This is a genomic window from Pseudoalteromonas sp. K222D, from assembly GCF_017653575.1.
GTDB lineage: Bacteria > Pseudomonadota > Gammaproteobacteria > Enterobacterales > Alteromonadaceae > Pseudoalteromonas > Pseudoalteromonas nigrifaciens.
The window spans coordinates 171,763-197,493 of record NZ_JAGGDL010000001.1 but is presented as its reverse complement, the minus strand read 5'-3'; the positions used below and the strand labels follow the sequence as shown (position 1 = coordinate 197,493).

General features: G+C 39.1%; 23 protein-coding genes. 12 read left to right on the top strand and 11 right to left on the bottom strand.

What is annotated here, in order from left to right:
* Window positions 1-93: 93 nt before the first annotated feature.
* The 11 genes from J5X91_RS00855 to J5X91_RS00805 all read right to left on the bottom strand — a co-directional run bounded on the left by J5X91_RS00855 (window position 94) and on the right by J5X91_RS00805 (window position 10,973).
* Entirely contained in the window at window positions 94-1,566 is a 1,473-nt protein-coding gene (locus tag J5X91_RS00855) for a response regulator (RefSeq protein ID WP_208833876.1), read from the bottom strand.
* Window positions 1,563-2,777, bottom strand: coding sequence for an EAL domain-containing response regulator (locus J5X91_RS00850; RefSeq protein WP_208833875.1), 1,215 nt, complete (start codon window positions 2,775-2,777; stop codon window positions 1,563-1,565). Before J5X91_RS00850 ends, J5X91_RS00855 begins: the two co-directional genes overlap by 4 nt.
* A 679-nt stretch (window positions 2,778-3,456) precedes the next feature.
* Window positions 3,457-4,722 carry a RidA family protein gene (locus J5X91_RS00845; protein WP_208833874.1) on the bottom strand — a complete coding sequence of 422 codons (1,266 nt, stop codon included), beginning with the start codon at window positions 4,720-4,722 and terminating at the stop codon, window positions 3,457-3,459.
* A gap of 188 nt (window positions 4,723-4,910) precedes the next feature.
* On the bottom strand, window positions 4,911-5,495 hold the full coding sequence (locus tag J5X91_RS00840; RefSeq protein ID WP_089368418.1) for a HupE/UreJ family protein: 585 nt from the start codon (window positions 5,493-5,495) through the stop codon (window positions 4,911-4,913).
* Between the two features lie 58 nt (window positions 5,496-5,553).
* Window positions 5,554-6,192 carry an urease accessory protein UreG gene (gene ureG, locus J5X91_RS00835; protein ID WP_089368417.1) on the bottom strand — a complete coding sequence of 213 codons (639 nt, stop codon included), beginning with the start codon at window positions 6,190-6,192 and terminating at the stop codon, window positions 5,554-5,556.
* Between the two features lie 30 nt (window positions 6,193-6,222).
* On the bottom strand, window positions 6,223-6,930 hold the full coding sequence (locus J5X91_RS00830; protein ID WP_208833873.1) for an urease accessory UreF family protein: 708 nt from the start codon (window positions 6,928-6,930) through the stop codon (window positions 6,223-6,225).
* Window positions 6,920-7,432, bottom strand: a complete 513-nt coding sequence (gene ureE / locus J5X91_RS00825; protein ID WP_208833872.1) for an urease accessory protein UreE — start codon at window positions 7,430-7,432, stop codon at window positions 6,920-6,922. Before ureE ends, J5X91_RS00830 begins: the two co-directional genes overlap by 11 nt.
* A 20-nt stretch (window positions 7,433-7,452) precedes the next feature.
* Window positions 7,453-9,156 carry an urease subunit alpha gene (gene ureC / locus J5X91_RS00820; RefSeq protein ID WP_208833871.1) on the bottom strand — a complete coding sequence of 568 codons (1,704 nt, stop codon included), beginning with the start codon at window positions 9,154-9,156 and terminating at the stop codon, window positions 7,453-7,455.
* Complete coding sequence (locus J5X91_RS00815; RefSeq protein WP_011328434.1) at window positions 9,156-9,488, bottom strand: urease subunit beta; 333 nt, start codon at window positions 9,486-9,488, stop codon at window positions 9,156-9,158. The genes ureC and J5X91_RS00815 overlap by 1 nt, the downstream gene beginning before the upstream one ends.
* Before the next feature lie 11 nt (window positions 9,489-9,499).
* Window positions 9,500-9,802 carry an urease subunit gamma gene (gene ureA, locus J5X91_RS00810; protein ID WP_058374577.1) on the bottom strand — a complete coding sequence of 101 codons (303 nt, stop codon included), beginning with the start codon at window positions 9,800-9,802 and terminating at the stop codon, window positions 9,500-9,502.
* Window positions 9,803-10,064: 262 nt separating this feature from the next.
* A complete protein-coding gene (locus J5X91_RS00805; RefSeq protein WP_208833870.1) occupies window positions 10,065-10,973 on the bottom strand; it encodes an urease accessory protein UreD in 909 nt (302 codons plus the stop codon).
* 1,044 nt (window positions 10,974-12,017) lie between these two features.
* Between J5X91_RS00805 and J5X91_RS18055 the strand changes: the two genes are divergently transcribed.
* From J5X91_RS18055 to J5X91_RS00750, 12 genes are all read left to right on the top strand, one after another.
* Window positions 12,018-12,464, top strand: a complete 447-nt coding sequence (locus J5X91_RS18055) for a pirin family protein (RefSeq protein ID WP_244363693.1) — start codon at window positions 12,018-12,020, stop codon at window positions 12,462-12,464.
* Window positions 12,464-12,871: a pirin-like C-terminal cupin domain-containing protein gene (locus J5X91_RS18050; protein WP_244363691.1), complete on the top strand. Its 408-nt coding sequence runs from the start codon at window positions 12,464-12,466 to the stop codon at window positions 12,869-12,871. Before J5X91_RS18055 ends, J5X91_RS18050 begins: the two co-directional genes overlap by 1 nt.
* Window positions 12,872-13,035: 164 nt before the next feature.
* Complete coding sequence (locus J5X91_RS00795; protein ID WP_208833869.1) at window positions 13,036-13,923, top strand: LysR family transcriptional regulator; 888 nt, start codon at window positions 13,036-13,038, stop codon at window positions 13,921-13,923.
* Window positions 13,924-14,023: 100 nt separating this feature from the next.
* The gene (locus J5X91_RS00790) at window positions 14,024-14,719 is read left to right on the top strand and encodes a pirin family protein (RefSeq protein WP_208833868.1); all 696 of its coding nucleotides are present in this window, start codon (window positions 14,024-14,026) and stop codon (window positions 14,717-14,719) included.
* A gap of 1 nt (window position 14,720) precedes the next feature.
* Window positions 14,721-15,452 carry a sulfite exporter TauE/SafE family protein gene (locus tag J5X91_RS00785; protein WP_208833867.1) on the top strand — a complete coding sequence of 244 codons (732 nt, stop codon included), beginning with the start codon at window positions 14,721-14,723 and terminating at the stop codon, window positions 15,450-15,452.
* A 58-nt stretch (window positions 15,453-15,510) separates the two neighbouring features.
* A complete protein-coding gene (locus tag J5X91_RS00780) occupies window positions 15,511-16,134 on the top strand; it encodes a nitroreductase family protein (protein ID WP_244363689.1) in 624 nt (207 codons plus the stop codon).
* 110 nt (window positions 16,135-16,244) lie between these two features.
* Entirely contained in the window at window positions 16,245-17,516 is a 1,272-nt protein-coding gene (locus J5X91_RS00775; RefSeq protein ID WP_208833866.1) for an IS4 family transposase, read from the top strand.
* Between the two features lie 1,027 nt (window positions 17,517-18,543).
* Window positions 18,544-19,422 (top strand): NAD(P)-dependent oxidoreductase, encoded by an 879-nt coding sequence (locus tag J5X91_RS00770; protein ID WP_182683406.1) that lies wholly within the window; start codon window positions 18,544-18,546, stop codon window positions 19,420-19,422.
* Window positions 19,423-19,567: 145 nt separating this feature from the next.
* Entirely contained in the window at window positions 19,568-21,829 is a 2,262-nt protein-coding gene (locus J5X91_RS00765; protein WP_208833865.1) for a polysaccharide lyase 6 family protein, read from the top strand.
* Between the two features lie 4 nt (window positions 21,830-21,833).
* Window positions 21,834-24,050 carry a heparinase II/III family protein gene (locus J5X91_RS00760; RefSeq protein ID WP_208833864.1) on the top strand — a complete coding sequence of 739 codons (2,217 nt, stop codon included), beginning with the start codon at window positions 21,834-21,836 and terminating at the stop codon, window positions 24,048-24,050.
* A 5-nt stretch (window positions 24,051-24,055) separates the two neighbouring features.
* Complete coding sequence (locus J5X91_RS00755; protein WP_011328423.1) at window positions 24,056-24,400, top strand: cupin domain-containing protein; 345 nt, start codon at window positions 24,056-24,058, stop codon at window positions 24,398-24,400.
* A 2-nt stretch (window positions 24,401-24,402) separates the two neighbouring features.
* Window positions 24,403-25,710, top strand: a complete 1,308-nt coding sequence (locus J5X91_RS00750; RefSeq protein WP_208833863.1) for an MFS transporter — start codon at window positions 24,403-24,405, stop codon at window positions 25,708-25,710.
* The last annotated feature ends 21 nt before the right edge of the window (window positions 25,711-25,731 follow it).

Sequence of the window (25,731 nt, the reverse complement as noted above, 5' to 3'; positions counted from 1 at the left end):
TTGCAATATTTTAAGTAAAGCTCACTATTTTCGATCTGAGCTTTATTTAATGCCAAGCTATGTTTAGCTAATAAATAATAGTGCTTTAATTGCTCAGGAGGGGGTGTCAAGAGGAATTGCTTTGCTAAAGCCTCTGATCAGTAACTTAGCTAAAGGTAAGTCAATACCATAAACTTTTATTGCGTTAATAGTCATGGTTACCGCTTGAAGATTAAGCCCATTATGCTCAGCTATTTTAATCTTACGCATTTGAGCATCTAATTGTTGTTGAAAGATACGTGTAAAACGCAGAGTATTTTGTAATAACAAGTGTTGGCTATGATCCACTGTACTGAGCTGCTCAATAAAGCTGGGTAATGGTAGCGCGAGTTTGCGATATATATGCACTATATCTAGCTGGCAATAAAAGGGGAGGGTAACGTAACTGCTGTAGTCACTGTATTGCTTTATAATACTTAAAGCGACTTTACGATCGCCGTTACACAGTGCAAAACGTGCATCGAGTATATTTTTAATTTCTCGCAGTTGTATTGCTCTAGGTTTTTTTAAAATGCTTAGGCGCTTACTTAAATAAGTTGTTTCAAGACGTTTAAACTCGCTACTATAAGTGTCGTCCTCTAAGTTTTCTATTTGTGAGATCAAGCAGCGTAATACGTTAAAATGGCAATCAATATTTAACCAACTTAATTGTTGCGTCACTTTTTGATAGCGACTAACACTTTGTTGCATGTATTCATTATTATTTAAAATAACCGCCAGGTTAAATTGGATTAACAATCGCTGTGGATTATCTGGAGCTAAAATATTCATTTGCATTAAAAGCTCATATGCTTGTTGAAGTGAGCCTTGTGCAAAATAGGCACTAACACATAGTTCAAGTGCATTTAAACGAAAGCGCGGTATAGTAAGTAAAGGCTGTAAAGTATCAAGCGCTTCATCAGTATTACCTTCTATTAACAGCCACTTAGCGTAACTTAAGCGGGCGGCAACATCGCCTTGTGTAATTAAATGTTTGAGGATATTACTTGCTGCAGTTGTTTGTCCGTCCCAGGTAAGTAATTGCACTTCATATTCCGTATAATATGAAGTGTTTGCTAATTTTATAAGCTGTTGTTTTGCAATACTGAATCCGTGTTTTAAATAACAGTCTTCAAGCTTTGTGAGTGCATTTTTTTTCTGATAGCTTACCATCATTCGCGGTAGTATATTATTAATATTAAAAGGCTTTACAAAATAGCCATCAGGTTCCCATTCTGTAAACCCTTGCACTACCTGTCGTGATTGTTCGGCCGTAACAATAAACACAACACAGCTTTTTAAAATTAATTTTGTCATAGTTAAGTAAGCAAGTAATTGCAAGCCATCTGCACCTTGACCTAAATTATAATCAAAAATAATAAAGTCGAATTGTTCATATTTACAAGCATTTATGGTGGTACTGGTATCTTTAGCAAGCACAATGTTTTTTGTTTGCGCACCTTCATTAATCAACATTAGCTTAATGGCTGACAAAATTAAGGCACTATCGTCAATCACCAATATTCGCTTATCGCTTAAAAATTTCATAAGGCCTGCTTTATTTTCGCTTGTATAGCTTGATATTGTGTTTGCCATAGCACATACCAGCTATCTAATTGCTGATATTTCATTGGCTTTGCACAATAAAAACCTTGGCAAGTGTGCGCCCCTAGTCGCTTCATATATACCCACTGCTCGTGGGTTTCAACACCTTCAACTACCACGCTCATTTGTAGCTTTTTTGCTAGCTGAATAGACATATCAACAATGGCTGCGCTTTGTATGTCAATCAGCGCGTCTGCGACAAAGCTACGATCAATCTTAATTTCGTTAAATGGATACTGACTTAATTGCTTTAATGATGAGTAGCCAGTACCAAAGTCGTCAATAGAAAGATTAAAACCATTTATACGTAATCGCGATAGTAACTCTAACGATATACTCTCACTGAGTATTTTTGTTTGCTCTGTTATTTCAAATGTAACTCTCTGGCGGTGGGCCAATGCCAATAGCGATTGATTAGCTAATATAATGTTTACAGCGTCATTAGTTAAAAAGGAAGGAGTTAAGTTAATTGATAGCTTGGTTTGATCAAATGCGCGGGGTAACGTTTTTAACGCTTGTATACTTTGCTCTATCATTGCAAAAGTAAGCGTTGTCATTAATCCCGCTTGCTCTATTTGCTCTATAAAAAAATCAGGCGAAAGTAAGCCCGATTCAGGATGATCCCACCGGCTCAAAACTTCAAGGCCAACACACTGTCCTGAATTAAAATCAATTTGTGGCTGAAATACGCTAATAAACTCACCTTTGTTAATAGCATGAAGCAAAGAGGCTTTAGTTGTGTCTATACGATGTAGTGGATCTTTTGTTTTAACCTTAATATAGTGACTTTGGTGTTGCTTAAAAAAATGACTTAGCTGAATTTTAGAAAAAGGCTTTGCTATAACCGCTAATAAATTAAGACCTAGCGCACCTACTAGGTTAGCTGCTGCACGCAAAATACTTGCATTAGATGCGCTAGAAATAATTATACTTCCCTTATATTGCTGTTCAGATAATCGCCTTAACAAGGCAAGTCCATCCATCTTTGGCATAATCAGATCACAAATAATTATATCTGGCGTTGTGCTTAACATAATACGCATTGCTTCATCACCATCACTTGCTTGTGTGATTTTGTGAGCCCCAATTTGAGTTATAACGCTAGTGAGCGCCCGACGCTGAAAAGCGTGATCATCTACAATTAATATTTGCATATAAACATTAAACTCCGCGCAAAACTTATTCTAAATAAAATAAAGTTAACCTTGTTTTTTAACGGTAATGAACAGGGTAGTTCTCGTCATTGATATATACAATTAAGTATAAATAGGTGGAGGTTGTATTTTAAACAATATATAGGATTAAACAATTGCATTTTTTTCAATGTATAGTATAAAGGTATTGATTTAGGGTAGGTTGCTACGAATAACTTTTTACAATTAGCACCTTTTAATTTAGCCCCTAAATCATAGTTATGCTCAACATACTATATCTGAGTATTATAGTATGTTTTTGCTAAAACTATTTTAATAACCTTGCCTATAAAGCAACCAATTGTGTCTGAGTTTATAGAAAAGTAGTGGCAGGAAGGACAGCCAATTTACTCAACTTTTATTTTTTATAGTGGCTTTAAAAGTTCGTATACCATGCTAAATTTGTACTTGCAGTAATATGACTATTTTGCGTAAACAAACTTATATTGAATTGGAATAATTAGTATAACTTCTGAAAAATAAATAATAAGAAGTAACAATAAAAACACAAATTAAAAAGGGCAGCGTAGAGATCCGAGTGGATTTTGCGCTGCCCTTATTTATGCAAACTTAACGTTTAAAGTCATGTTTGTATTTAGTTGGTGATTAATCACCATTGCTTATAAACCCAAGTTTACAATTATAACTTAGGTGGCGTACCTTCAGCGTTAGACACTACCGCATCAATTTGTACTAGCGCATTCATAGGGATAGCTGATACGCCTACCACAGTTCTTGCTGGCAAATCACCTTTAAAGAAGCTGGCGTACACTTTATCAATAGCGGCAATATCGCTAATGTTTTTAACTTGAATGTTAACTTTTACAAGGTCGTCCATAACATGATCAATACTCTCTACAATGGCTTTAATATTGTTTAAGCACTGTGTTGCTTGTGTTGTTACGTCATCAGCTACAAGATTAGCCGTTTTTGCATCAATGGGTAATTGTGCTGAAATATGGTTGTAGTGCGAAAATGCCACTGTTTGTGTAGATAGGGCATTAATTGGTGCATTTTGTGTGTTACTTGCTCTAATAATAATGCCGTGTCTGTCCTCAACTGCTTGTGGTGGTGTGCCATCTCCATGGGATATAACTGCATCAATTTGTACTAAAGCATCCATAGGTAGTGCTGCAACAACCATGGTTGATCTTGCTGGTACGTAAGCTACAGCTCTGGCAATAGCTGAGTCTGGAAAAAAGGTTGTATAAACTTCGTTTATTGCGTCAATATCTGCCGGGTTTTTAACAAATATATTTACCTTAACTATGTCGTCAAAGGGTACGTCAATACTCTCTAAAATAGCTTTAATATTACTTAAACACTGTTTAGTCTGATTTTTTATACCACCGGTTACTATTTCTCCCGATTTAGGATCGACAGGTAACTGAGCAGAAATATTATTGTAATGAGAAAAAGCAACCGTATGCGTAGACACTGGGCATATAGGTGCATTATTGCTATTTTTTGCTACTTTAATTAAATCGCAAGGCGCTTGTGGAGTAGTACCTTCGCCATTAGAGATAAGCGCATCCATTTGTACTAATGCCCCCTCTAGCGGTAAAGCTGCCACGGCAACTGTTGTGCGTGTTGGTAAGTAGTCTTGGAAGAAACTGGCGTATACGTCGTTTACAGCATCAATATCTGTGATGTTTTTTAAAAACACATTAATTTTAATCACATCGTCCATAACATGATCAATACTTTCAATAACCGCTTTAATATTTGTTAAACACTGTTTTGCCTGTGTTTTTATATCATCAGCCACAATGTTACCGCTTTTAGGATCAATCGGTAATTGTGCTGAAATATTATTGTAATGCGAAAAAGCAACTGTTTGTGTAGCTACAGTGCAGCTTGGTGCATTATTGGTGTTTCTTGAAAGCTTTATGATTGTGCCGCTCATCTTGATATTTCTCCTAGCTGAGATAGTTATAATGAGATTTAAATTGACCACATTAAAAGTGGGTTTATTCTCGCAGACTATCTAGCTGCTGCTCGATAGTCATTGATTTGAAGGTAAGGGTAACCATAGCATCAACTATGTTAGCGACAGTAAAGCTACCCTAATGGGGATAATAAATTCAGTTGCTATTAGCCAACTGCCAATACGCCACCAATTACAGCAACAACACCGCCAAGTGCACGGGTAGCGCGGTTATCAGCTTTTAGCATAAGTGTGCCTAAACCACGACCAATAAAGGTGATAGCTAAAGTAGCAACAACAAAGCCTGCCATGTAGCTCAATATACTTGCGCCTTCAGCCATTTCTGCACCGTGGGCATAACCATGTGTAAGCATAAATAAAGCGACTAAGCTTGCGCCTAATACGGTTGGTAATTTAGCCATAGTGGCAATTAAAATACCGGCTAGTAATACGGTCATTGCAATACCGGTTTCAACGCCTGCAAAGCTTAAGCCACTCCAAGCAAGGGCCGCACCTAAAACCATGCCGCCAACTACAAATAATGGCGCGCCGCGTTTCATTGCTGTGCTTTGGCGAATACTCCAAAAGCCAATTGCTGCCATTGCTAATAAGTGGTCAATACCCATAAGTGGGTGTAACAAGCCACTAAGAAAACCGTTATGGGTTTCAACGCCATGACCAGGGTGGGCTAAAGCTGCAGTAGCTGTTAGCATTAGGCCTAATCCCATCAGTAATTTGGTCATTATTTTCATACTATTCTCCGTTTATTTTTTTACTATTGAATTGTGTTTTGATTAAAAATTGTGTTGCTTAATTAATACTATTTGGCTTGCCAGGTCGGCGTTCAGGTAACATGCCTTGCTTTAAAATAAAGCTGATGATTTCTTCTAAGCCAACACCATCGTAAAGGTTAGCAAAAACGAAAGGGCGTTCACCGCGCATTTTTTTCGAGTCACGTTCCATTACCTCTAACGAAGCATGTACATATTCTGCGATATCAATTTTATTAATTATTAATAAGTCAGACTTAGTGATACCTGGGCCACCTTTACGTGGAATTTTGTCGCCAGCAGACACGTCAATCACATAAAGTGTTAAATCAGAAAGCTCTGGGCTGAAAGTAGCTGATAAGTTATCGCCGCCAGATTCAACCAGTACTATTTCTAAATTGGGGTGGCGTGCTTGTAAGTCGTCAATCGCAGCTAAGTTCATAGAAGCATCTTCACGAATTGCCGTATGTGGGCAACCACCTGTTTCTACTCCTAAAATACGGTCCGCTGGGAGTGCGTCGTGTTTAAGTAAAAAGTCAGCATCTTCGCGGGTATAAATATCGTTTGTAACCACGGCGATATCATAGTGATCTTTCAATGCTTTACATAATTGACGTAATAAAGCTGTTTTGCCAGAGCCAACTGGGCCGCCAACGCCGATTCGTAAACAATGTGTCATTGCTGTTTTCCTTGTGTATATAGAAGCGTATTAGCTTCGAAATAATCTTGAATATTGTGTTTCGTGCTGTGCACTACCAAGCGCTAAGCCAGGCATAATTGGCCCAAGTTGGTCGTCGGCTAATGCTAATGCAGTGTCGATTGCGATAACCATTTTAGGTCGTAATTGCTCAATTAAACGCTGCGCTGCCGTGTGCCCAAGCGGCATTGCTTTACAGGCAACCGCCAGTTGGTTTTCTAACCAGCCCCAAACAAACCCGAGTAAGCTTTGGCGTACTGGAATTTGTCGTTGTTGGGCTAACCAGGCAAAAACGGTGACATAACCTGGGTCTTGCGGTAATGCTGCATGACCTTGCTCGATTTGCGGTTGTAACTGTAAACTGTTGAGCAAACGCATTAGGGCTAAGCCTAAGCGGGTATCTTCATCGCTTAGCTCGGCAGTTTCACGGTTTGCATGTAGCCAGTCGTTCCAGTAGCTTAAACCTTCGCTGTCGCTTTTAGACCAGCAGTTTTGTAGCCGAGCAAGTACCGGTAATTCGCAGCGCGTTAAACCGTCGTCAAGCACACCTTCTAACCATTCGCCAAGTTGTTGCTCATTAGTAACCCAGCCAAGTTCAAAAGCGCTTTCTAACCCCTGAGACCAAGCAAAAGCACCAATTGGCAGCGCAGGGCTGATCAATTGTATCAAGCCCAATAATGCTAGATCACTGCTTTGTGTTGGCTCAGTATTAGTGTGCATGGCTATGACCATCTGCATGTGAATGTTCATGGGAGTGAGCATGCGATTGCTCACGGCCAGCGTGTGCATATGCACCAGATTCTGGATCAAACGGTGCTTGATGGTGCGTTAATTGCGCGCCTAAAAGTACCGCTAACTCTTCTAATACATGATCTGGCGGAAAACGTATCCAATGGCGACCATCTGCATCAACGCCAATGGCAAGTGACACATGGCGGTTACCTAAGTGGTAACATAATCGTGCCAAAGGCAAACCGTTTTCTATGTATGCTGTGGTAACCGGCTCATCGGCAGCGCTAATACTAAATACTTCGCCGCTGCTGGCACGCAGTAAATCGCCATTACGCAGCACTGGGCCACGGTCAAGAAATAAGCCAACATCATGACCATTGTCGCTCACTGCTTTTAGGCGACCACGAATACGTAACTCGTATGGCAAAGTGAGGGTGTCAAACACAGCATCTTGCGTGTTGTTATCTATTCTTTTTGTTAATTCAAACATTTAATTGTCCTAAAAATGGATTAAAACAAATGGTAGCGCTGGGCTAACGGTAATTCAGTTGCAGGTTCGCAGGTAAGTAATACACCGTCTGCGTGAACCTCATACGTTTGTGGATCTACCGTTAATACCGGACAAGCATCGTTGAGCTTCATATCGCATTTACGCACTTGTCGCACATTTTTACAGGCCACAAGCTGGCTCTTCAAACCGAGCTTTTCTTCAAGCCCAGTATTCATAGCTGCTTGGCTTACAAAGGTCATACGTGTTGCACTTACCGCTTTACCCAGTGCACCAAACATACGGCGGTAATGTACCGGTTGTGGTGTAGAAATAGCTGCGTTTGGATCGCCCATTGCCGCACCTGCAATCATGCCGCCTTTTAATATAATTGACGGTTTAACCCCAAAAAATGGTGGTTTCCACAGTACTAAATCTGCAAATTTACCCACTTCAATAGAGCCCACTTCGTGGCTTATACCGTGAGTAATGGCAGGGTTAATGGTGTATTTAGCAATGTAACGTTTTGCGCGAAAGTTATCGGCACCAAGTGCTTCATCTTCTGGTAATAAACCACGTTGCACGCGCATTTTATGTGCAGTTTGCCACGTACGACACACTACTTCGCCAATGCGCCCCATGGCTTGCGAGTCAGAAGACATCATAGAAATAACGCCCATATCATGAAGAATATCTTCGGCCGCAATTGTTTCACGGCGAATACGCGAATCGGCAAAGGCTACATCTTCAGGAATGTTTGGGTCGAGGTGATGACAGCCCATCAACATATCAAGATGCTCATCTACAGTATTAATAGTGTACGGGCGCGTCGGGTTAGTTGACGACGGCAACACATTAGGCATAGCACAAGCAACGATAATATCGGGCGCATGACCACCACCGGCACCTTCGGTATGATAGGTGTGGATACAACGATCTTTAAATGCTTCTAACGTATCTTGCACAAAACCAGATTCATTTAGGCTATCTGCATGTATGGCAACTTGAATGTCGTAGCGATCAGCTACATCTAATGCGTTACTAATAGAAGCGGGTGCCGCGCCCCAATCTTCATGAATTTTTAAACTCATAGCGCCGGCTTTAATTTGTTGTTCAAGCGCTCCGGGAGTACTAGCACTACCTTTACCTAGAAAACCAATATTAATCGGTAAATCGTCCACGGCTTGCATCATTTTGCCTAAATGCCATGGCCCTGGCGTATGTGTTGTAGCTACCGAACCCGTTGCAGGGCCTGTACCGCCGCCAATCATAGTTGTTAGGCCGCTCATAAGTGCCTCATCAACTTGTTGTGGGCAAATATAGTGCACGTGGGTATCTACGCCACCGGCTGTTAGTATTTGACCTTCACCAGCAATAATCTCAGTACCTGGGCCAATAATAATGTCTATGTCGGGCTGTGTGTCAGGGTTGCCAGATTTGCCAATAGCGGCAATACGGCCACTTTTTAAACCTACGTCGGCCTTAATAATACCCCACCAGTCGATAATCACTGCGTTAGTGATAACCGTGTCCATAACGGCGTCATCATAACGTTGACTTTGTCCCATGCCATCACGAATAACCTTACCGCCACCAAATTTTACTTCTTCACCATAATGGGTATGGTCATGTTCTATTTCGACCCATAATTCGGTATCACCTAAACGAATTCGATCACCCGTGGTCGGGCCATACATATCAGCATAGGCTTGACGAGATATTTTCATTACACGCTCTCCTGTTTAGGTTTATTGTCTAAAGGTCCCATTACTTCACCACGAAAACCGTAAAGACGACGTAAACCTGAATAGGGGATCAAAGACACTTCACGGGTTTGTCCTGGTTCAAAGCGAATTGCTAAACCAGCAGCAATAGCTAAGCGATAACCATAGGCTTGCTCGCGATCAAAACTCAGTGCTGGGTTACTTTCGGCAAAGTGGTAATGAGAGCCAACCTGCACAGGTCGATCCCCTTTATTAGCAACATTAATGGTGATGCTTTTACGCCCAACACACAGCTCAATGTCGCCACTTTTTAGTTGATATTCACCTGGAATCATAACGAACTTCCTTAAACTATAGGGTTATGCACAGTGACCAGTTTGGTCCCGTCAGGAAACGTTGCTTCTACTTGTACGTCTTGAATCATCTCAGCAATGCCTTCCATTACATCGTCACGGGTCAAAATTTCACGACCCAATGCCATCATTTCTGCTACTGTGCGTCCTTCGCGTGCACCTTCCATAATAGCGCAAGTGATTAGGGCAATTGCTTCTGGGTAATTTAGTTTTAGCCCTTTGGCTTTGCGTCGCTCTGCAAGTAAACCTGCAGTGAATAACATTAATTTATCTTTATCTCTGGGTGTTAATTCCATCGCTAACTCCATAGTCCTCGATGTTGTTATATTAATTACCTATGACTAATTGGCACAGGTGGTGGGTTCGCCTAAGCAAAAAGCTAAGACGATTTGTTTAAAATATCGGTACAAATTCTTCGGCCAAGGGGCTAATCATAAGCAATAACTAGGCTCTGCTTATGATTAACACCTTGGTAAATAATAGTGTTTAATTAATCACCTAATGAGCATAGGTGATAGAATTATTATTGTCATTTTTAGCCATGACAAACAGTTAAAATTAGGTTAACCAAATCCGTGGTATGGTAGCTTGATGTCCGCTTAATAGTGGGCGAAGTATCTCGCGTACTTGTTCAAATAATTTCCATACTTGGTTACGTTCGTGCCCTAAATAGCGCACTAATAAAACGCCACGGCGATAGGTAGCAGCCCAATTATTACTAGGCAGTAGTTGTTCACGCAGTGCGGCAATAGCTGCTGTTGGATCGCTTAAGCCAACGGTCCAAAATGTGCCATGTACGGTAGCACCACCTTGGCCCCATTTACCGTTAAATCTAGGGTGAGTAGGGTCTAAATTTTGACGCTCTAACCACAATGGCTTACCGTCTTGGGTTAACTCAAAGCGCTGCTCAATACAGCCAGTGGCAAAGGGCAGATCACTGGCTGGGCGGCCAAGGCCTAGTATTTCCCAGCCTAGGCACTTAGCCGTTTTAGCCAGTTCAATATTAAATACTTGTACCCCACGAGAGCCATCAAAGGCGAGGGTTTCTTGCGGTAACCACTCTAAAATGGCGTTGTCATCCACTTTTAAATTAGTCGTTTGGCTCCATGCAACTCCGTTGCTGTCGGCTTTATAAAGCTTATTGGCGGCAGGTGTGGTAATTAAGCTATGCGCACCTTTTGTGAGCGTAATATCTATATTGAGGGCATCGCCACTCACAACTCCACCGGGTGGATGCAGTAAATACACGTGACAGCAGCCATCTTTGCCTTCAGGGTAAAAAGGTCTTTGCACACGTAATGGACCATAATGACGAGCAATATTCATGCGCGTAACACGTGTATCGCCGCTGTTTTGAGCACAGAAGCCGAGCGTTAAAGAAGCCGCCCAGTGGCGATTGGCATCAAAGCTATGCCCAGATTTAGCGTCTGCCCGATGTGTTACGGGCATGGAGGAAAGTGTCATCATTCCAACATATACCTTTTATATAGGCCCAGCAGTGCACCTTTCGCTAAATTTATGGCTTTTCTGACGCGCAGGGGTATAGCCTTAAGATAGCAAAATCTTTAAGAACGTCCACATGTGTGGATTCGGTCAAATTGACGGAGTTAGCTTGTTAGCCTTCGCCGGATGTCAGTATGCGGGCAATTAATTGCCTGAAATTGCAAAACTGATGAAGATAAACTTCGAATACATATCAGGGTGTGTATCTACTTCCCGCAAATAGAGTCTGTTAAAGCTCAAATCATAGGGCGTGTAGAGTTGTGAGGAAATAACTATGTTCTAGCTAGATGTTAGCTGAGGAAAATAAATTGTCCAGAAAAAAATTAAAAAAATTGCATTTTTTCAATGTGTTTAACTATTTGTTGTTATTTATTAATTAGATACGAGCTTTTACTGTTGGTACAAAATATGTACCAAAGGTTAAAGTTGATTAAAATAACGCCTGTTTAAGCATTAGTACAATGCTGTACTAGCGGTTTCTAAGCTTTGGATTAGTATAAATATTAAGCCTTTGAGGGTAAAAAAACACAAGCTCAGAAATACCAATTAATGCAAATATACTTTTGCGCTAGCGTACTATTTTAGTGTTAGCATTATATTTTCGCTTAAAATACAGGCAGCTTAATAAGTTAAATACTTTGTATGCTATGAATTCTTTTTGCGATAAAACTGGCTAAATTATTAGGTGTTTTTTGCTGCAGCACTATTTACATGTATAAACATTTTCACAGCTATACACGTTTTAACCTAAAAACAAGACCCTAATTTAAAAGTAAGAATAAAAAACGATTATGTAAATTATCTGCATCTTTTGTGTAATTGCAATGACGTGCTAACATTCTCAAAGAGAGAATGCTGCGGGTTAAAGTAGCGCTATTCATTAATTAAATAAGAACAACAGATGTTGGCTTTCATTAAACTACAATATGAATTATAGATAATTGACTGTATATAAAATAAAAATAACATACGTTTATTTTTATAAAGCAACTTAAGAGGATGTTTATTATGGCTAAAGTGCTTAAAGCGAAAGAGCATGATATTGGTGGATTAAATGTAAAACGCGTTTTACCTCATCAAGAAAAACGCATGGTAGGCCCATTTGTTTTCTTTGATCAAATGGGGCCTAATAATTTCCCTGCGGGCCAAGGAATAAATGTTAGACCGCACCCACATATTGGTTTATCAACATTAACTTACCTATTTGATGGCAGTATTTTACATCGAGATTCGCTGGGTAATAATTTAGAAATTCGCCCTGGTGATGTTAACTGGATGACCTCAGGCAAGGGGATTACCCATTCAGAGCGTGAGAGCTTTGAAGTACGTGCAAATCCACATTCAATTAGTGGTTTACAGTGCTGGGTTGCATTGCCAGAAGTTATGGCAGAAATTGAACCATCATTTAATCATGTGAAAAAAACCAATTACCGCACATTATCCACGAAGGAGTAATGATGCGATTAGTGGTGGGTGAAGCTTATGGTTTAAGTTCGCCGGTTAAAACCTATTCACCCATGTTTTATATTGATGTGGTTGCCAGCAAAGGAAGTGTTATAAAGCGCCCACATCCAGAGCAAGAAACTGCAATATTTACCATTTGTGGTGAAGTAACTGTTAATGGTGAAACGTTTGGTGCTAATGAGTTTATTTTATTAGAGCCAGGCGATAACGAAATTATGCTGGCAAATGACGGTCGCTTTATTATGTTAGGCGGCGATAAATTTGAAAAAGTACTATTTTTGTATTGGAACTTTGTGTCATTTAGCAAAGAGCGTATTAAGCAAGCAAAAGACGATTGGGAAAATGGGCGTTTTCCAACTATTCCAGATGATGATAAAGAGTTTATTCCGCTTAAATAATGCCAAGCGCTATTGCTCATTAATAGCTAATTACCTGAGATCCGAATAAAACTCACACCTATTTATGCATAATAACTAGGTGTGGGTTGCTCAAACTTAACTTGTCTGAAGATAGCCTGCAGAATTAACAACAAAAATAAAATTTAAAGTAATAAGAGGTAATCATGCTTAGAGTCACACTAGAGCAATGGCGAATGTTTCGCTCTGTGGTGCAATTTGGTGGCTTTAATCAAGCCTCACAAGGAATTCATAAAAGCCAGTCAAGTATTCACAATGCGGTGGGTAAAATAGAAAGCTCGCTCGATGTTAAATTATTTGAAATTGAAGGGCGAAAAACTGTTTTGACTCAAGCAGGTGAGCTAATGCTTAAGCGCGCCAACTTTTTACTTGATGAAGCCGCTAAGCTGGAAATAGTGGGCCATACTCTTGGCCAAGGCACAGAAGGCAGCTTAAAAATTGCGGTTGATGAAATGTTTCCGCAAGCAAGGCTATATAAAGTGCTTGATACTGTTTCTGCTCAATACCCAATGTTGCAAATAGAGTTGGTGGAGTCGGTACTGAGCGGGGCAAGCGAGCTGATTGAGAATGCAGACGTAGACATTGCTATTTCACCGGTTGCATTAACCGAAGGTTTTAGCGAGCAACTTTGCCAAATAGACTTTATTGCAGTTGCTAATCCAGATCATACTTTACATTCTTTGGGGAGAGATTTAACCGCAGAGGATTTAAAAAGTCATCGTCAAATTGTAGTGCGCGACTCAGGTATGCATCGTAAAAGTGATGCTGGCTGGTTAGGTGCTAACCAGCGCTGGACGGTGAGTCATTTACGCACTTCTATTGATATGATTTGCAGTGGTTTAGGTTTTGCTTGGCTACCTACAACTTCTATTAAAAATGAACTTGCACAGGGCAAACTCAAAACACTCCCTTTACAACATAACAGCAAGCGCTCTATGCAATTGCATTTAATTTTTAAAGATAGCGACAGCTTAGGCCCAGCAGCCAGAGCTTTTTTAGCTGAACTAAGGTATCAATGTGAAGAACTACAATAAACATTCATTTAAATCGAATGATTGATGCTAAAACAGCTAATTTTAATCGTATAAACACAGTAGTAAACTGACTTCATTGAAAGAAATGAAGGAATTTATAATGAAATATATAAGAAAGTCACAAGAGCGCGGTTCGGTCGATCTTGGTTGGTTGCAAAGCAAACATAGTTTTTCTTTTGGCAGTTACTACGATCCTAAACATATGGGTATTTCAGCACTGCGCGTAATAAACGACGACATGGTTATGCCAGGTCAAGGTTTTGGTACACACGGGCACCGCGATATGGAAATTATTTCGTATGTTATGCAAGGCGCATTAAAGCATGAAGACAGTGAAGGCAATAAACACACTGTACCGGCAGGCGACGTACAACGTATGAGTGCGGGCAGTGGCGTAATGCATTCAGAATATAATGCATCTAACACCGACCCAGTTAAGTTTTTACAAATTTGGATACAGCCCAATAAAATGGGAATTAAACCAAGTTATGAGCAAAAAAGCATTGCGAAAAACGGTCCATTAACGCCATTACTTACACCAGAGGGCGGTGAAAATGCATTGTCAATTAATCAAGATGCAAGCTTGTCACGCTTAGTTTTAAACGCGCAACAAACGTTTATGCTGACTTCGGGTAAGCAAATTGGTTACCTGCACATTGTAAAAGGTAGCGTAATGGTTGATGGTAAAGAATTTGCTGCAGGTGATGCCTTTGCGGTTGACCCCGCTACAGAGCTAAACCTTGAAGCAACAGCTGAACTTGAAGCTTTATGGTTTGAATTACCGGCGGACTTTTAGTATGGATATTACAACACTTGTTTTAATAGCAGCTGTTGTTGTATTGATAGGTGTTTCAAAATCAGCATTTGCTGGGGCATTAGGCGTATTTTCCGTGCCGCTGCTAATGCTAAAATTGCCAGCAGCGCAAGCCATAGCACTAATGCTGCCATTATTAATTATTGGCGACATATTAAGCGTAAGAAGTTACTGGCGAAAATGGGATAACCACCTACTATTGCCCCTAATTCCTGGGGCAATAGTAGGTGTGCTCATTGCATACTTAATTATAGACATTATTAATGCAGAACACTTACGCTTGATAATCGCCTTAATATGTATTGTTTTTTCAATTAAAAATATTTTCTTTAAAAAAAGCTCGCTTAAAATTCTCAGCAATAAAATTGGCGCGGGGATAATGTCTATGTTCTCCGGTATAACCAGCAGTTTAGTACATGCGGGTGGGCCACCTATTATTATTTATTTCACAGCGATAGGGCTTACTCCGGGTAAGTTTGTTGCAACCGCGGCAGTATTTTTTGCAATGATGAATGTTATAAAACTTATTGCAGCTTTATCGTTCGGCTTATTAACGGGTGAAACAATTTTAACTGCACTGGCATTTTTCCCACTGGCATTTGTAGGTAATTGGTTAGGGGTAAAAATCAATGCAGTACTGGATAAAGCGTTATTTTTAAAGATAATGAATTACTTATTGTTAGTGCTCGGTTTTTGGTTACTTTTAGGTAAGTAACTGTAACTAGATTAGTTTTTTAATTACTTAAATATTTGAACAATCACAGGAGATACTCATGTCTGTATTGAAAATGTCAAACTTAAAAGATCTACAACAATTAGCACAGAAGCGTCGCTCTATCTATGCGCTTAGCGATCAGTTACTCGTTTCTAACGAAGAAGTAGTTAAACTTGTTGAGCATGCAGTTTTGCATACGCCATCAGCTTTTAACTCACAATCGGCACGTATCGTTGTTTTGTTTGGTGATGAGCACCACAAACTGTGGGACATTACTGAAGAAGCGCTAAGAGTTATCGTTGGTGACGACGAAAAATTCCAAGGTACTAAAAATAAAATTGCTGGCTTTAGAGCCGGTGCAGGTACGGTATTGTTCTTCGAGGACAAAGGCGTAGTAAGAAACATGCAAGAAGCTGCACCTTTGTATGCTGACAAATTTCCAGTTTGGGCACAACAAAGCAGTGCTATGCATCAATATGCAATTTGGACAGCATTAGCTAGCTTAGACATTGGTGCCAACTTGCAACATTACAATCCAGTTATCGATCAAAAAGTTGCAGATGAGTGGAACATAGCTGCAGACTGGGAATTAAATGCACAAATGGTATTTGGCGCTATTGATCAGCCAGCAGGCGACAAGGAGTTTAAACCGGTTGAAGAACGTATGAAAGTATTTGGTTAATACACTTACTTTAATATCATAGGTAAGATCTTAAGAAATTGAGTTGAAGCTCAATTCATGATCAAATGGTTGTTACCACACAAACCACAAAATCAAGAAAAGAGCTTCAAATGAATGCTAACATTTTTATTAATAAGTTAAAAAGTATCCTAAGTGAAAAGAAACTGAATCGACTTGGTAAACAAGTAGCATTTACCAAAAGAGAAAGAAATATTACCGCATTTCATATGGTTGTTAGTCTTGTTGCTGCGCTTGGGGATAAAAAAACGATTTATTTATCCGAAATATTAAGAGTTTATAATCAGCTAACAGGGCAGTCTATTAAGTATAAGCCTTTTCATAACCAGTTAGTTAAACCTGAACTAGCTGAATTAATGCGAGAGGTAACAAATAGAGTTTTTAATTGTTGGATAAATGATGCGCTTAAGTACACGAAAAAGGATTTATTCAAGTTTGATAATATCTTAATTCAGGACGGTAGTTCTATTATGCTTCATCGTTCTTTAAAAGATGTTTTTCCTGGGCGATTTTCAAATACGTGTCCAGCAGCTATTGAATTGCATGCTACTTTAAATTTAACGCAAGGTTGCTTTGAAAAAGCAAGTATAACACCAGACAGTTATTCTGAACGTGAAGAACTTCCAACATTTAAAGAGTTGAAAGGACAGTTGTTACTTGCTGATAGAGGATATTATTCAGGTAGTTATATTCATGAATTAGATAAAGCAGGAGGATTTTACGTATTAAGAGCTAAGGGGTTAAAAGCAGTAAGAGTGCATAATGCTTTTAAGCAAAATGGACAGGAATTAACAGGAAGTCATTCCCCAAAGTTATGTGAATTACTCCCCGAATTACCTAAAAATGATCTTATTGATATGAATGTTTGCATAAAAAACAAGCTAACAAGAGTCGTTGGGTATTGGTCAAAAAAAGAAAAGCAATATACATTTTTAGTCACTAATTTATCTATTGATGAATTTACAGCGACTGAAATAGGCAAATTATATAGGTTACGCTGGCAGGTTGAATTACTTTTTAAGGAATGTAAGTCTTATAATAATTTACGCGGCTTTCAAACATCAAACGCAACCTTACAAGAAGCGCTAATTTATGTAAGTTTAATAGTAACCACGCTTAAAAGGTTCTTAACTGGCTGTATTGAAAAGATATTCAAAACTGAAATGTCTACAATGATAGTAGCAAAAACGACGGGGGTTTGGTGGATTAACATGTTAACAGCGATTATTAGGAAGCATAGGAAAGGATTGTTAAATGCAGTGAATGGAGCATTTGACTTTCTGAGGAAAAATGCAGCTAGGGCACACCCCAAACGTGATCGGAAAACAGGCGTATTTCAGTATGGGGTAGAGCCAAATTTTTAAGGCGGTACTTAAGATTTTCTTAAGTACCTACCTATGACTTTAATATAATTTAACCAATGAAACCGCTTAAGTATATTTATAGCGGTTTCATTGATTTTTATAAGTAATTAATCTGAAGTTGCTTTAAACAACAACCAAAGCCATAACAATAGCAAAATCATTCAGTATAAAATTATCAGCACTACTTTGCCTCGTATCCTCTACTTGGCTTATAGTTTTAAATTAATAATTTACAGCTTCAATAATCAAACGCTTAGTAACATAGCTTTATCCTATAAAAACAATATTGTGGCTTTCGCGGCTGCTTACATGCGGTTAGCGCTATTGTAAGTTGTTGTTTTTAAACGCCATTAAATTCATAAGATATTAATTTAGCTTGTATAAAGCGTATCTAATCTGCATAGCTTTGCTTGGTTCTTTACTAAGGACTTTGTTAAATTTAATTTATATTACTCACCTTTATTATAAATCTCCCTCCTTTTATTGCCTTGAAATAAGTTGAGCCATCAATTATGGCTGGTGGTTCTGAGCAATAAAGCAAAATGCTTTAAAATTAATTCCCCTTGTTATTACCAATTTTGTTGTTTGGGTATGCTAGGTTGGGCATGTGCTTAACTAAATTAATTTGCTTTAAATCAACTACTTGTATTGTTGTTGTGTTTTTAGCTTATCTTATTACCTTTGATTTTAGGTGAGTGTTATGTTTTAAACTTTACTTTATTGTTACTTGGTAAATTATATTGGTTGACAATTAAAGTGGTTGGTAATACGGTGTTTACATTCTCAAGGGTAATTCTTTACTAATGTAACGCTTTATCAATGTAGAGAAGGGCAATTCTAAATTAAAATTAGATTGTTTATTAAGCTAAATTATTCAGGTTAATTAAAATTGGATACTTAATTTGGTTATAAATACCAAAGCTATTTGGTAAATAATTTTAATGAATTTAAATTTAAATAAAGTGTGCTTATCAGGTGTATAAATAATTCGACTATAAGTATACGTCACAATTATTGGGAGTTTTTTATGTCAAAACCTACTATTGGTTTTATTGGCCTTGGTTTAATGGGCGGCAATATGGCCGAAAATTTACAAAACAAAGGCTACGACCTTATTGTTATGGATCTTAACAAAGAGGCGGTTGCAGCGTGTGTTTCTAGAGGCGCAAAAACAGCAAGCACAGCAAAAGAGCTTGCTGCAGGGTCAGACATTGTTATGTTTTGTCTTACAACATCTGCTGTTGTTGAAAAAATTGTTTATGCCGAAGATGGCATTTTAGCCGGTATTAAAGAAGGCGCAGTATTAGTTGATTTTGGTACATCTATTCCATCATCCACTAAAAAAATTGGTGCAGATTTAGCTGCTAAAGGCGCAGGCATGATTGACGCACCATTAGGTCGTACACCTGCACACGCTAAAGATGGCCTATTAAACATTATGGCTGCAGGCGATATTGATACATTTAATAAAGTTAAGCCAGTGTTAGAAGATCAAGGCGAAAACGTATTTCACTTAGGTGAACTAGGTGCCGGCCATACTACTAAACTAATTAATAACTTTATGGGTATGACAACAGTATGTGCAATGTCACAAGCATTTGCAGTGGCTGATCGTGCTGGTGTAGACCGCCAACAACTTTTCGACATTATGTCTACAGGTCCATCAAACTCTCCATTTATGCAATTTTGTAAAAACTACGCCGTTGATAATGTAAGCGACCTTGGTTTTTCTATTGCTAATGCAAACAAAGATTTAGGTTACTTCCTACAAATGGTTGAAGACTTAGGCACAGAGTCAAAAATTGCCGAAGGTTCTTCTGCTAACCTACAAGCTGCATTTGATGCGGGTATGGGACAGGGCAACGTACCAGAAATTTTTGATTACTTTAAGCAATTAAATAAGTAATACAAAAACAAAATGGCGTTTAAATTAGCGTTTAAACGCCGCAACACACAATATTATCGATTGATTAGATTTACTGTTTTTATGTAAACACTGTTGTTCAACATTCATAAAGCCTAAATTTAAATCACATAAAAAAGAGTTAACTATGCGTCTAATGAATATAATAAAGCTTAGTCTAGTTCTCACTGGTTGCTTATCGACACAATTAGCTGCCAAAGATTATTTTGTAGAGAATAAACAAGCCTATAATAGCATCTCAGCCGATTTAGTAGCGGGCGATAAAGTAATATTAAAAAACGGTACTTGGAATGACTTCGAAATTTTATTTGCAGGTCAAGGAAGCAAAACCGCCCCAATTTTATTAACCGCGGAAACTAAAGGCCAAGTAATTTTATCTGGTCAATCTAACCTTCGACTCGCTGGTAAATACTTAGAGGTTTCTGGCTTAGTATTTAAAGATGGCTATACCCCAAGCTCGGCGGTAATAGAATTTCGTCGAAATAAGAGTGAATTAGCCTACCATTCACGCGTTACTCAAATCGTGATCGATAATTATAGTAACCCAGATAAACGTGAGTCAGATTACTGGGTTGCTTTATATGGACAACATAACCGCTTTGATCATAGCCACTTAGTGGGTAAACGAAACAAAGGGGTTACCGTTGCAGTTCGTTTAAATTCAGTGCAAAGCCAAAAAAATTACCACCGCATAGATAACAACTATTTTGGTTATCGTCCTACTTTTGGCTCAAACGGTGGTGAAACCCTACGAGTTGGCACCAGCCATCACTCATTAACTGATTCGCACACATTGGTAGAGAACAACTACTTTGACCGCACCAATGGTGAAGTAGAAACGGTTTCTATTAAAGCCGGTAAAAACATTGTTCGTAATAACGTATTTTACGAGTCGCGTGGCACGTTAACACTGCGCCATGGTAACGGTAATATTGTAGAGGAAAACATTTTTATTGGTAATGGTGTTGACCACACAGGTGGTATTCGCGTTATTAATAAAGATCAAATTATTAGAAATAACTACCTACAAGGGTTAACCGGTTATCGTTTTGGTAGTGGTTTTACGGTTATGAACGGTGTACCAAATTCATCTATTAATCGTTATCACCAAGTTGAAAACGCAACAATTGAAAACAATACATTTGTAAATGTTAGTCATATTCAACTTGCTGCAGGTAGCGATGCTGAGCGCAGTGCTGCGCCAAAAAATAGCGTAATGAACAATAATTTAATTATTAATCAAGACGCTAAGCAACCATTTTCGACATTTGATGATGTTAGCGGATTAGTATTAAGTAACAATATAGCAAATACTAAAGTGCTCTCTGAGCTTGCGTATGGTGTAAAACAGCAAAATATTACACTTGGAAAAGCAAGTAACGGCTTACTTTACCCAACATCTAAAAGTGTAAATGTAGGTGCAAAGCGCGACCTAAAAGTGCTTAAAAAAGAAGACACTGGTGTTAGCTGGTATGCAAAAGTACCAGCAATAGTTGAGTTTGACTCAGGTAAAACACATGTTGTTAAAGCCAGTGCCAATGCGTTATTAAATGCTATTAATAATGCACAGTCGGGTGACGTACTTGAACTTGCACCAGGGCAATATGATGTGTCTAAGCTTGTTGAAATTAATAAAACCTTGACCATTAAAGCCAAGCAAAGTGGTAAATCTAAACTTACCTTTCAACGTTCTACCTTATTTGAAATACACGATGGCGGTAACTTAAAGCTAGAAGGGCTACTTATTTCTGGTGAATATGCACCAGATGCTATTGATAATAGCATTGTGCGTACCCAAAAGTGGGGCATGCTTGATAACTACCGCTTTGTAATGACGAACTCAGAATTAATTGCTTTAGACATTAACCATTCATTCCACTTTTTTGTTACCGGAAAAGGCGCTATGGCTGATGAAATTATTCTAACAGGTAATAGCTTTACAAATGTGACAGGGGATATTTTACGTTTAAATACTGAAATTGAAGATTTAGGTGTTTATAACGCTGAATACGTGACGGTAAATAACAATACCTTTAATGATGTAGAAGGCAGCCTAATTAAGCTTTATCGAGGTGGTACAGACGAAAGTACATTTGGCCCTCATTTAGAAATGATTAATAACACGCTAAATAATGTTGGTTTTGGTGCGCGCAATAAAGCACAAGCAAGCATTTATGTACATGGTGTTCAGGTAACAAATATTAAAGAAAATGAATTTGTTAAATCTGCACCAATTGTTGTTGAGCATACCGTAGGGGAGCCAAAAACTGAGATTTCAAACAATACATTTAATGCTACAAAAACACCTAACGTTAAAGAGCTAATAGTTAAGGGCCCACACACGGCGGTGTTAAAAAATAATAACGTTTTAAATAATAAGGCAGATTAATATTATGTATTTATTAAAATGCCAAACACGTTTTAAAACAGTTGCTATAGCGGTATCTACCTTGTTTTTATCATTGGGTGCGCATGCCGCGCACCCAAATTTGGTAATTACTACTGATGATGTTAAGCACATGCGCCAAGCAATTAGCAGTAATAGCAGTGGCAAGTTTGCCACTGCGTTTGAGCTGTTAAAAGCGCAAGTAGATGAGCAAATAGCACACCCTATTACAGTGCCTGTACCTAAAGATGGTGGTGGTGGTTATACACATGAACGCCATAAAAAAAATTACCAACTTATGTACAACGCTGGCATTATTTATCAGCTAAGCCAAGACGATAAATACGCCAATTATGTGCGCGATATGCTACTTGATTACGCCAAATTATATCCAACCTTGGATGTACACCCAAAGCGTAAGGTTGACTCTCAAAACCCAGGTAAGTTTTTTTGGCAAAGCCTTAACGAAGCAATGTGGCTTGTGTACACAATACAAGCATACGATCTCGTTTATGATTCGTTAAATGCTGCAAATATTAAAACAATAGAGAACGATTTATTACGCCCGGTTTCATTATTTACATCGGTAGGCCAACCATCAACATTTAATAAAGTACATAACCATGGTACGTGGGCAACTGCGGGTGTAGGTATGGCAGGCTATGTGCTGGGTGAGCCAGAGTGGGTAGAAAAATCGTTATACGATTTAGAAAAGTCGGGTAAAGGCGGCTTTATTAAGCAGTTAGAAATGCTGTTTTCGCCACAAGGTTACTACAACGAAGGTCCTTACTATCAACGCTTTGCACTACTGCCGTTTGTAACGTTTGCGAAGGCAATTGAAAACAACGAACCACAAAGAAAAATATTTGAATACCGCGATGGTATTTTATTAAAAGCGATTGATACCACTATTCAACTTAGCTACAACGGTTTGTTTTTCCCAATTAACGATGCAATAAAAAGCAAAGGTATAGATACCATTGAGCTGGTGCATGGTGTTACTACTGCTTATGGCTTAACAAACGACGCGGGTTATTTAGATATTGCTAAACAACAAGAGCAAATAATTCTCTCTGGCGATGGCTTAAAAGTAGCACAAGCACTCGATAGCGATATGGCAAAACCTTATTCGTTTAAATCGGTTGCTTTTGGTGATGGTAATGACGGTAAGCAAGGTGCTTTAGTGGTTATGCGTACCCAAGTAGGGGGCGATCAGGCTTTATTGTTTAAGCCAGCAGCACAAGGTTTAGGCCACGGTCATTTTGATAAGTTAACGTGGCAGTTTTATGACCACGGTAACGAAATTGTATCTGATTATGGCGCCGCTCGTTTTTTAAATGTAGAGGCCAAATACGGCGGGCGCTACTTACCTGAAAACGAAACCTATGCCAAGCATACGGTTGCACACAATACTGTTGTGGTTGACGAAACCACACACTTTAATGCCAATGTAGATGTGGGTAATAACAACCATCCTACACTAAACTTTTTTGAAACCAATGAGTTTGGCACAGTATCAAGTGGTGAAATAAGCACCGCGTACAAAGGTGTTGAACTTGAGCGCACCTTGGCATTAATTAATTTACCAGAGCTTGAAAGCAGCATTGCACTGGATGTATTTAATGTTGCTGCCGATAACGCGCATCAATTTGATTTACCACTGCATTACAAAGGTCAGCTTATTGATACCAGCTTTGAATTAAAAGCCAGTACAACTCAGCTTGCTGCACTTGGGTCTAAAAATGGTTATCAGCACTTATGGCTAAAAGGGCAGGCACAACCACAAAGTGGCTTAGCTAAAGTAACTTGGCTTAACGATAACGGTCGTTTTTATACGCAAACCAGTTTGGTGAAGGGTGACGAGTCGTTTTTGTTTACTCAAATTGGTGCAAACGATCCGCAATTTAATTTACGCAATGAAAACGGTTTTATTCGCCGTGTAAACGCGCAAAAGCAGCATACGTTTATATCGGTATTAGAACCCCATGGTGAATACAACCCAAGTAAAGAATATACATTAGAAGCGGTTAGTCGAGTGTCGGCACTTAAATATACCGAGCAAGATGACTTAGTACTTGTACAACTGAGTATTAAAGGTAAGTCGTATTTAGTGGCTATAAATAAAGCTCATAGCACAATAAAAAATACATTTAAATTTCAAAATAAAGTATTCACCTTAAATAGCCGACTGGGCGTTTATGCGATGAACAATAACCAGGAGTAAACAGGATGCAAAAGCAAAGTGCACACTTTTCATTTGGCAACGAAACTGAAATTGAAGACTTAGGTAATGGCTTAAAGCGTCAAATGCTGGGTTATAACGAAGAACTCATGGCCGTTAAAATTTGGTTCGAAAAAGGGGCTATTGGCTATAACCATGCGCATAGGCACTCCCAAGTTACTTATGTTGTTGAAGGTGAATTTCATTTTAATATTGATGGCGTGACTAAAATATTAAAGCCCGGTGATAGTTGTTTAATACCTCCTTTCGCTGATCATGGCGCAACCTGCCCAACGGGTGGTATTTTAATTGATACCTTTAGCCCAGCTCGTGAAGACTTTATTGAGGAATAATTATGCAACTTAAAGGCTTACGTTGGTGGGTTATCGCGCTAATTGCGCTTGCCACTATTATCAATTATATCGATCGCCAGGCACTGAGTGTACTTTGGCCAGACATAGTTGAGGATTTATTCCCGGATGAATCGGCGTTAGAGCGTAAACAAATATACGCTAATATCTCTATTGTGTTTGTGTTTTCTTATGCTTTTGGCCAAGCCATATTTGGTAAAGTATTTGACTGGGTAGGCACACGACTCGGCTTTGTTTTATCAATTGGTGTTTGGTCGCTTGCAACAATTGCACATGCATTTGCCCAAGGTGTACTTAGTTTTAGCTTTTTCCGCGCTATTTTAGGTGTGGCCGAAGCAGGTAACTGGCCAGGTGCTGCTAAAGGTAACGCTGAATGGTTTCCGACTAAAGAACGTGCTTTAGCACAGGGTATTTTTAATTCTGGCGCGGCAATTGGCGGTATTATTGCCATCCCTTTAATTGCCTATTTAACAATTTACTTTAGCTGGCAAATGGTGTTTGTTGCTATTGGTGTTTTAGGCTTTCTTTGGCTAGTGCCGTGGTTAATTTTAGTTAAAGCGCCGCCTAGCTCTCACCCTTGGCTTACAGCACAAGAACGTGAGTACATTTTAACGGGCCAAAGACGTGTTGATGATAATGGCGATGTAACAGACGAAGAGGAAGAAGAATACAACCCTTCTACCGCAGAGCTGTTGTGTCGTAAGCAAAGTTGGGGCGTAATTATTGCCTCGGCAGCGATTGATCCTATTTGGTGGCTGTTTGTTTTTTGGATCCCTATTTATCTAAACGAAGTGTATGGCATGGATGTTAAATCTATTGGTATATACGGATGGGTGCCTTATGTTGGTGCTATGTTTGGTGCATGGTTTGGTGGCTTGTTAGCGCAAAACAGGCTCAAATCTGGTTGGAATACCGATAAAACACGTAAACTTACCATAACATTGGGCTGTTTAATTATGCTACCGGCACTGCTTGCAATGGCTAACCCAGGTGGCCCAGTAACAGCGGTACTTATTATGGCGGTTATTTTATTTGGTTTTCAAACAGCCATTGGTAACGTACAAACATTACCGAGTGACTTACTGGGTAAAAAGGCTGTGGGCACATTATCCGGTTTCTCTGGTATGGCAGCAAAGTTAGGTGCTGTAGGCCTTACATCTTTGGTTCCTATACTTACTGCCGATGGTAATTATGCGCCAGCATTTATTATTGGTGCCTCATTAGCAATTATTGCAATGGCTGCTGTTTGGATCCTTATTCCAAAAATAGAACCTCTTAAAAAGCCTCAATAATCTCGATACTAACTGCTATGC

What these genes read in the sequence shown, in the direction of transcription:
- J5X91_RS00770 (WP_182683406.1), top strand. Translation starts at nt 18,544, where the DNA reads ATGTCAAAACCTACTATTGGTTTTATTGGCCTTGGTTTAATGGGCGGC.
- J5X91_RS00755 (WP_011328423.1), top strand. Translation starts at nt 24,056, where the DNA reads ATGCAAAAGCAAAGTGCACACTTTTCATTTGGCAACGAAACTGAAATT.
- J5X91_RS00780 (WP_244363689.1), top strand. Translation starts at nt 15,511, where the DNA reads ATGTCTGTATTGAAAATGTCAAACTTAAAAGATCTACAACAATTAGCA.
- J5X91_RS00765 (WP_208833865.1), top strand. Translation starts at nt 19,568, where the DNA reads ATGCGTCTAATGAATATAATAAAGCTTAGTCTAGTTCTCACTGGTTGC.
- J5X91_RS00760 (WP_208833864.1), top strand. Translation starts at nt 21,834, where the DNA reads ATGTATTTATTAAAATGCCAAACACGTTTTAAAACAGTTGCTATAGCG.
- J5X91_RS00795 (WP_208833869.1), top strand. Translation starts at nt 13,036, where the DNA reads ATGCTTAGAGTCACACTAGAGCAATGGCGAATGTTTCGCTCTGTGGTG.
- J5X91_RS18050 (WP_244363691.1), top strand. Translation starts at nt 12,464, where the DNA reads ATGATGCGATTAGTGGTGGGTGAAGCTTATGGTTTAAGTTCGCCGGTT.
- J5X91_RS00805 (WP_208833870.1), bottom strand. Translation starts at nt 10,973, where the DNA reads ATGATGACACTTTCCTCCATGCCCGTAACACATCGGGCAGACGCTAAA.
- ureA (WP_058374577.1), bottom strand. Translation starts at nt 9,802, where the DNA reads ATGGAATTAACACCCAGAGATAAAGATAAATTAATGTTATTCACTGCA.
- ureG (WP_089368417.1), bottom strand. Translation starts at nt 6,192, where the DNA reads ATGACACATTGTTTACGAATCGGCGTTGGCGGCCCAGTTGGCTCTGGC.
- J5X91_RS00850 (WP_208833875.1), bottom strand. Translation starts at nt 2,777, where the DNA reads ATGCAAATATTAATTGTAGATGATCACGCTTTTCAGCGTCGGGCGCTC.
- J5X91_RS00785 (WP_208833867.1), top strand. Translation starts at nt 14,721, where the DNA reads ATGGATATTACAACACTTGTTTTAATAGCAGCTGTTGTTGTATTGATA.
- ureE (WP_208833872.1), bottom strand. Translation starts at nt 7,432, where the DNA reads ATGTTTGAATTAACAAAAAGAATAGATAACAACACGCAAGATGCTGTG.
- J5X91_RS18055 (WP_244363693.1), top strand. Translation starts at nt 12,018, where the DNA reads ATGGCTAAAGTGCTTAAAGCGAAAGAGCATGATATTGGTGGATTAAAT.
- J5X91_RS00855 (WP_208833876.1), bottom strand. Translation starts at nt 1,566, where the DNA reads ATGAAATTTTTAAGCGATAAGCGAATATTGGTGATTGACGATAGTGCC.
- J5X91_RS00845 (WP_208833874.1), bottom strand. Translation starts at nt 4,722, where the DNA reads ATGAGCGGCACAATCATAAAGCTTTCAAGAAACACCAATAATGCACCA.
- J5X91_RS00840 (WP_089368418.1), bottom strand. Translation starts at nt 5,495, where the DNA reads ATGAAAATAATGACCAAATTACTGATGGGATTAGGCCTAATGCTAACA.
- J5X91_RS00790 (WP_208833868.1), top strand. Translation starts at nt 14,024, where the DNA reads ATGAAATATATAAGAAAGTCACAAGAGCGCGGTTCGGTCGATCTTGGT.
- J5X91_RS00775 (WP_208833866.1), top strand. Translation starts at nt 16,245, where the DNA reads ATGAATGCTAACATTTTTATTAATAAGTTAAAAAGTATCCTAAGTGAA.
- J5X91_RS00830 (WP_208833873.1), bottom strand. Translation starts at nt 6,930, where the DNA reads ATGCACACTAATACTGAGCCAACACAAAGCAGTGATCTAGCATTATTG.
- J5X91_RS00750 (WP_208833863.1), top strand. Translation starts at nt 24,403, where the DNA reads ATGCAACTTAAAGGCTTACGTTGGTGGGTTATCGCGCTAATTGCGCTT.
- J5X91_RS00815 (WP_011328434.1), bottom strand. Translation starts at nt 9,488, where the DNA reads ATGATTCCAGGTGAATATCAACTAAAAAGTGGCGACATTGAGCTGTGT.
- ureC (WP_208833871.1), bottom strand. Translation starts at nt 9,156, where the DNA reads ATGAAAATATCTCGTCAAGCCTATGCTGATATGTATGGCCCGACCACG.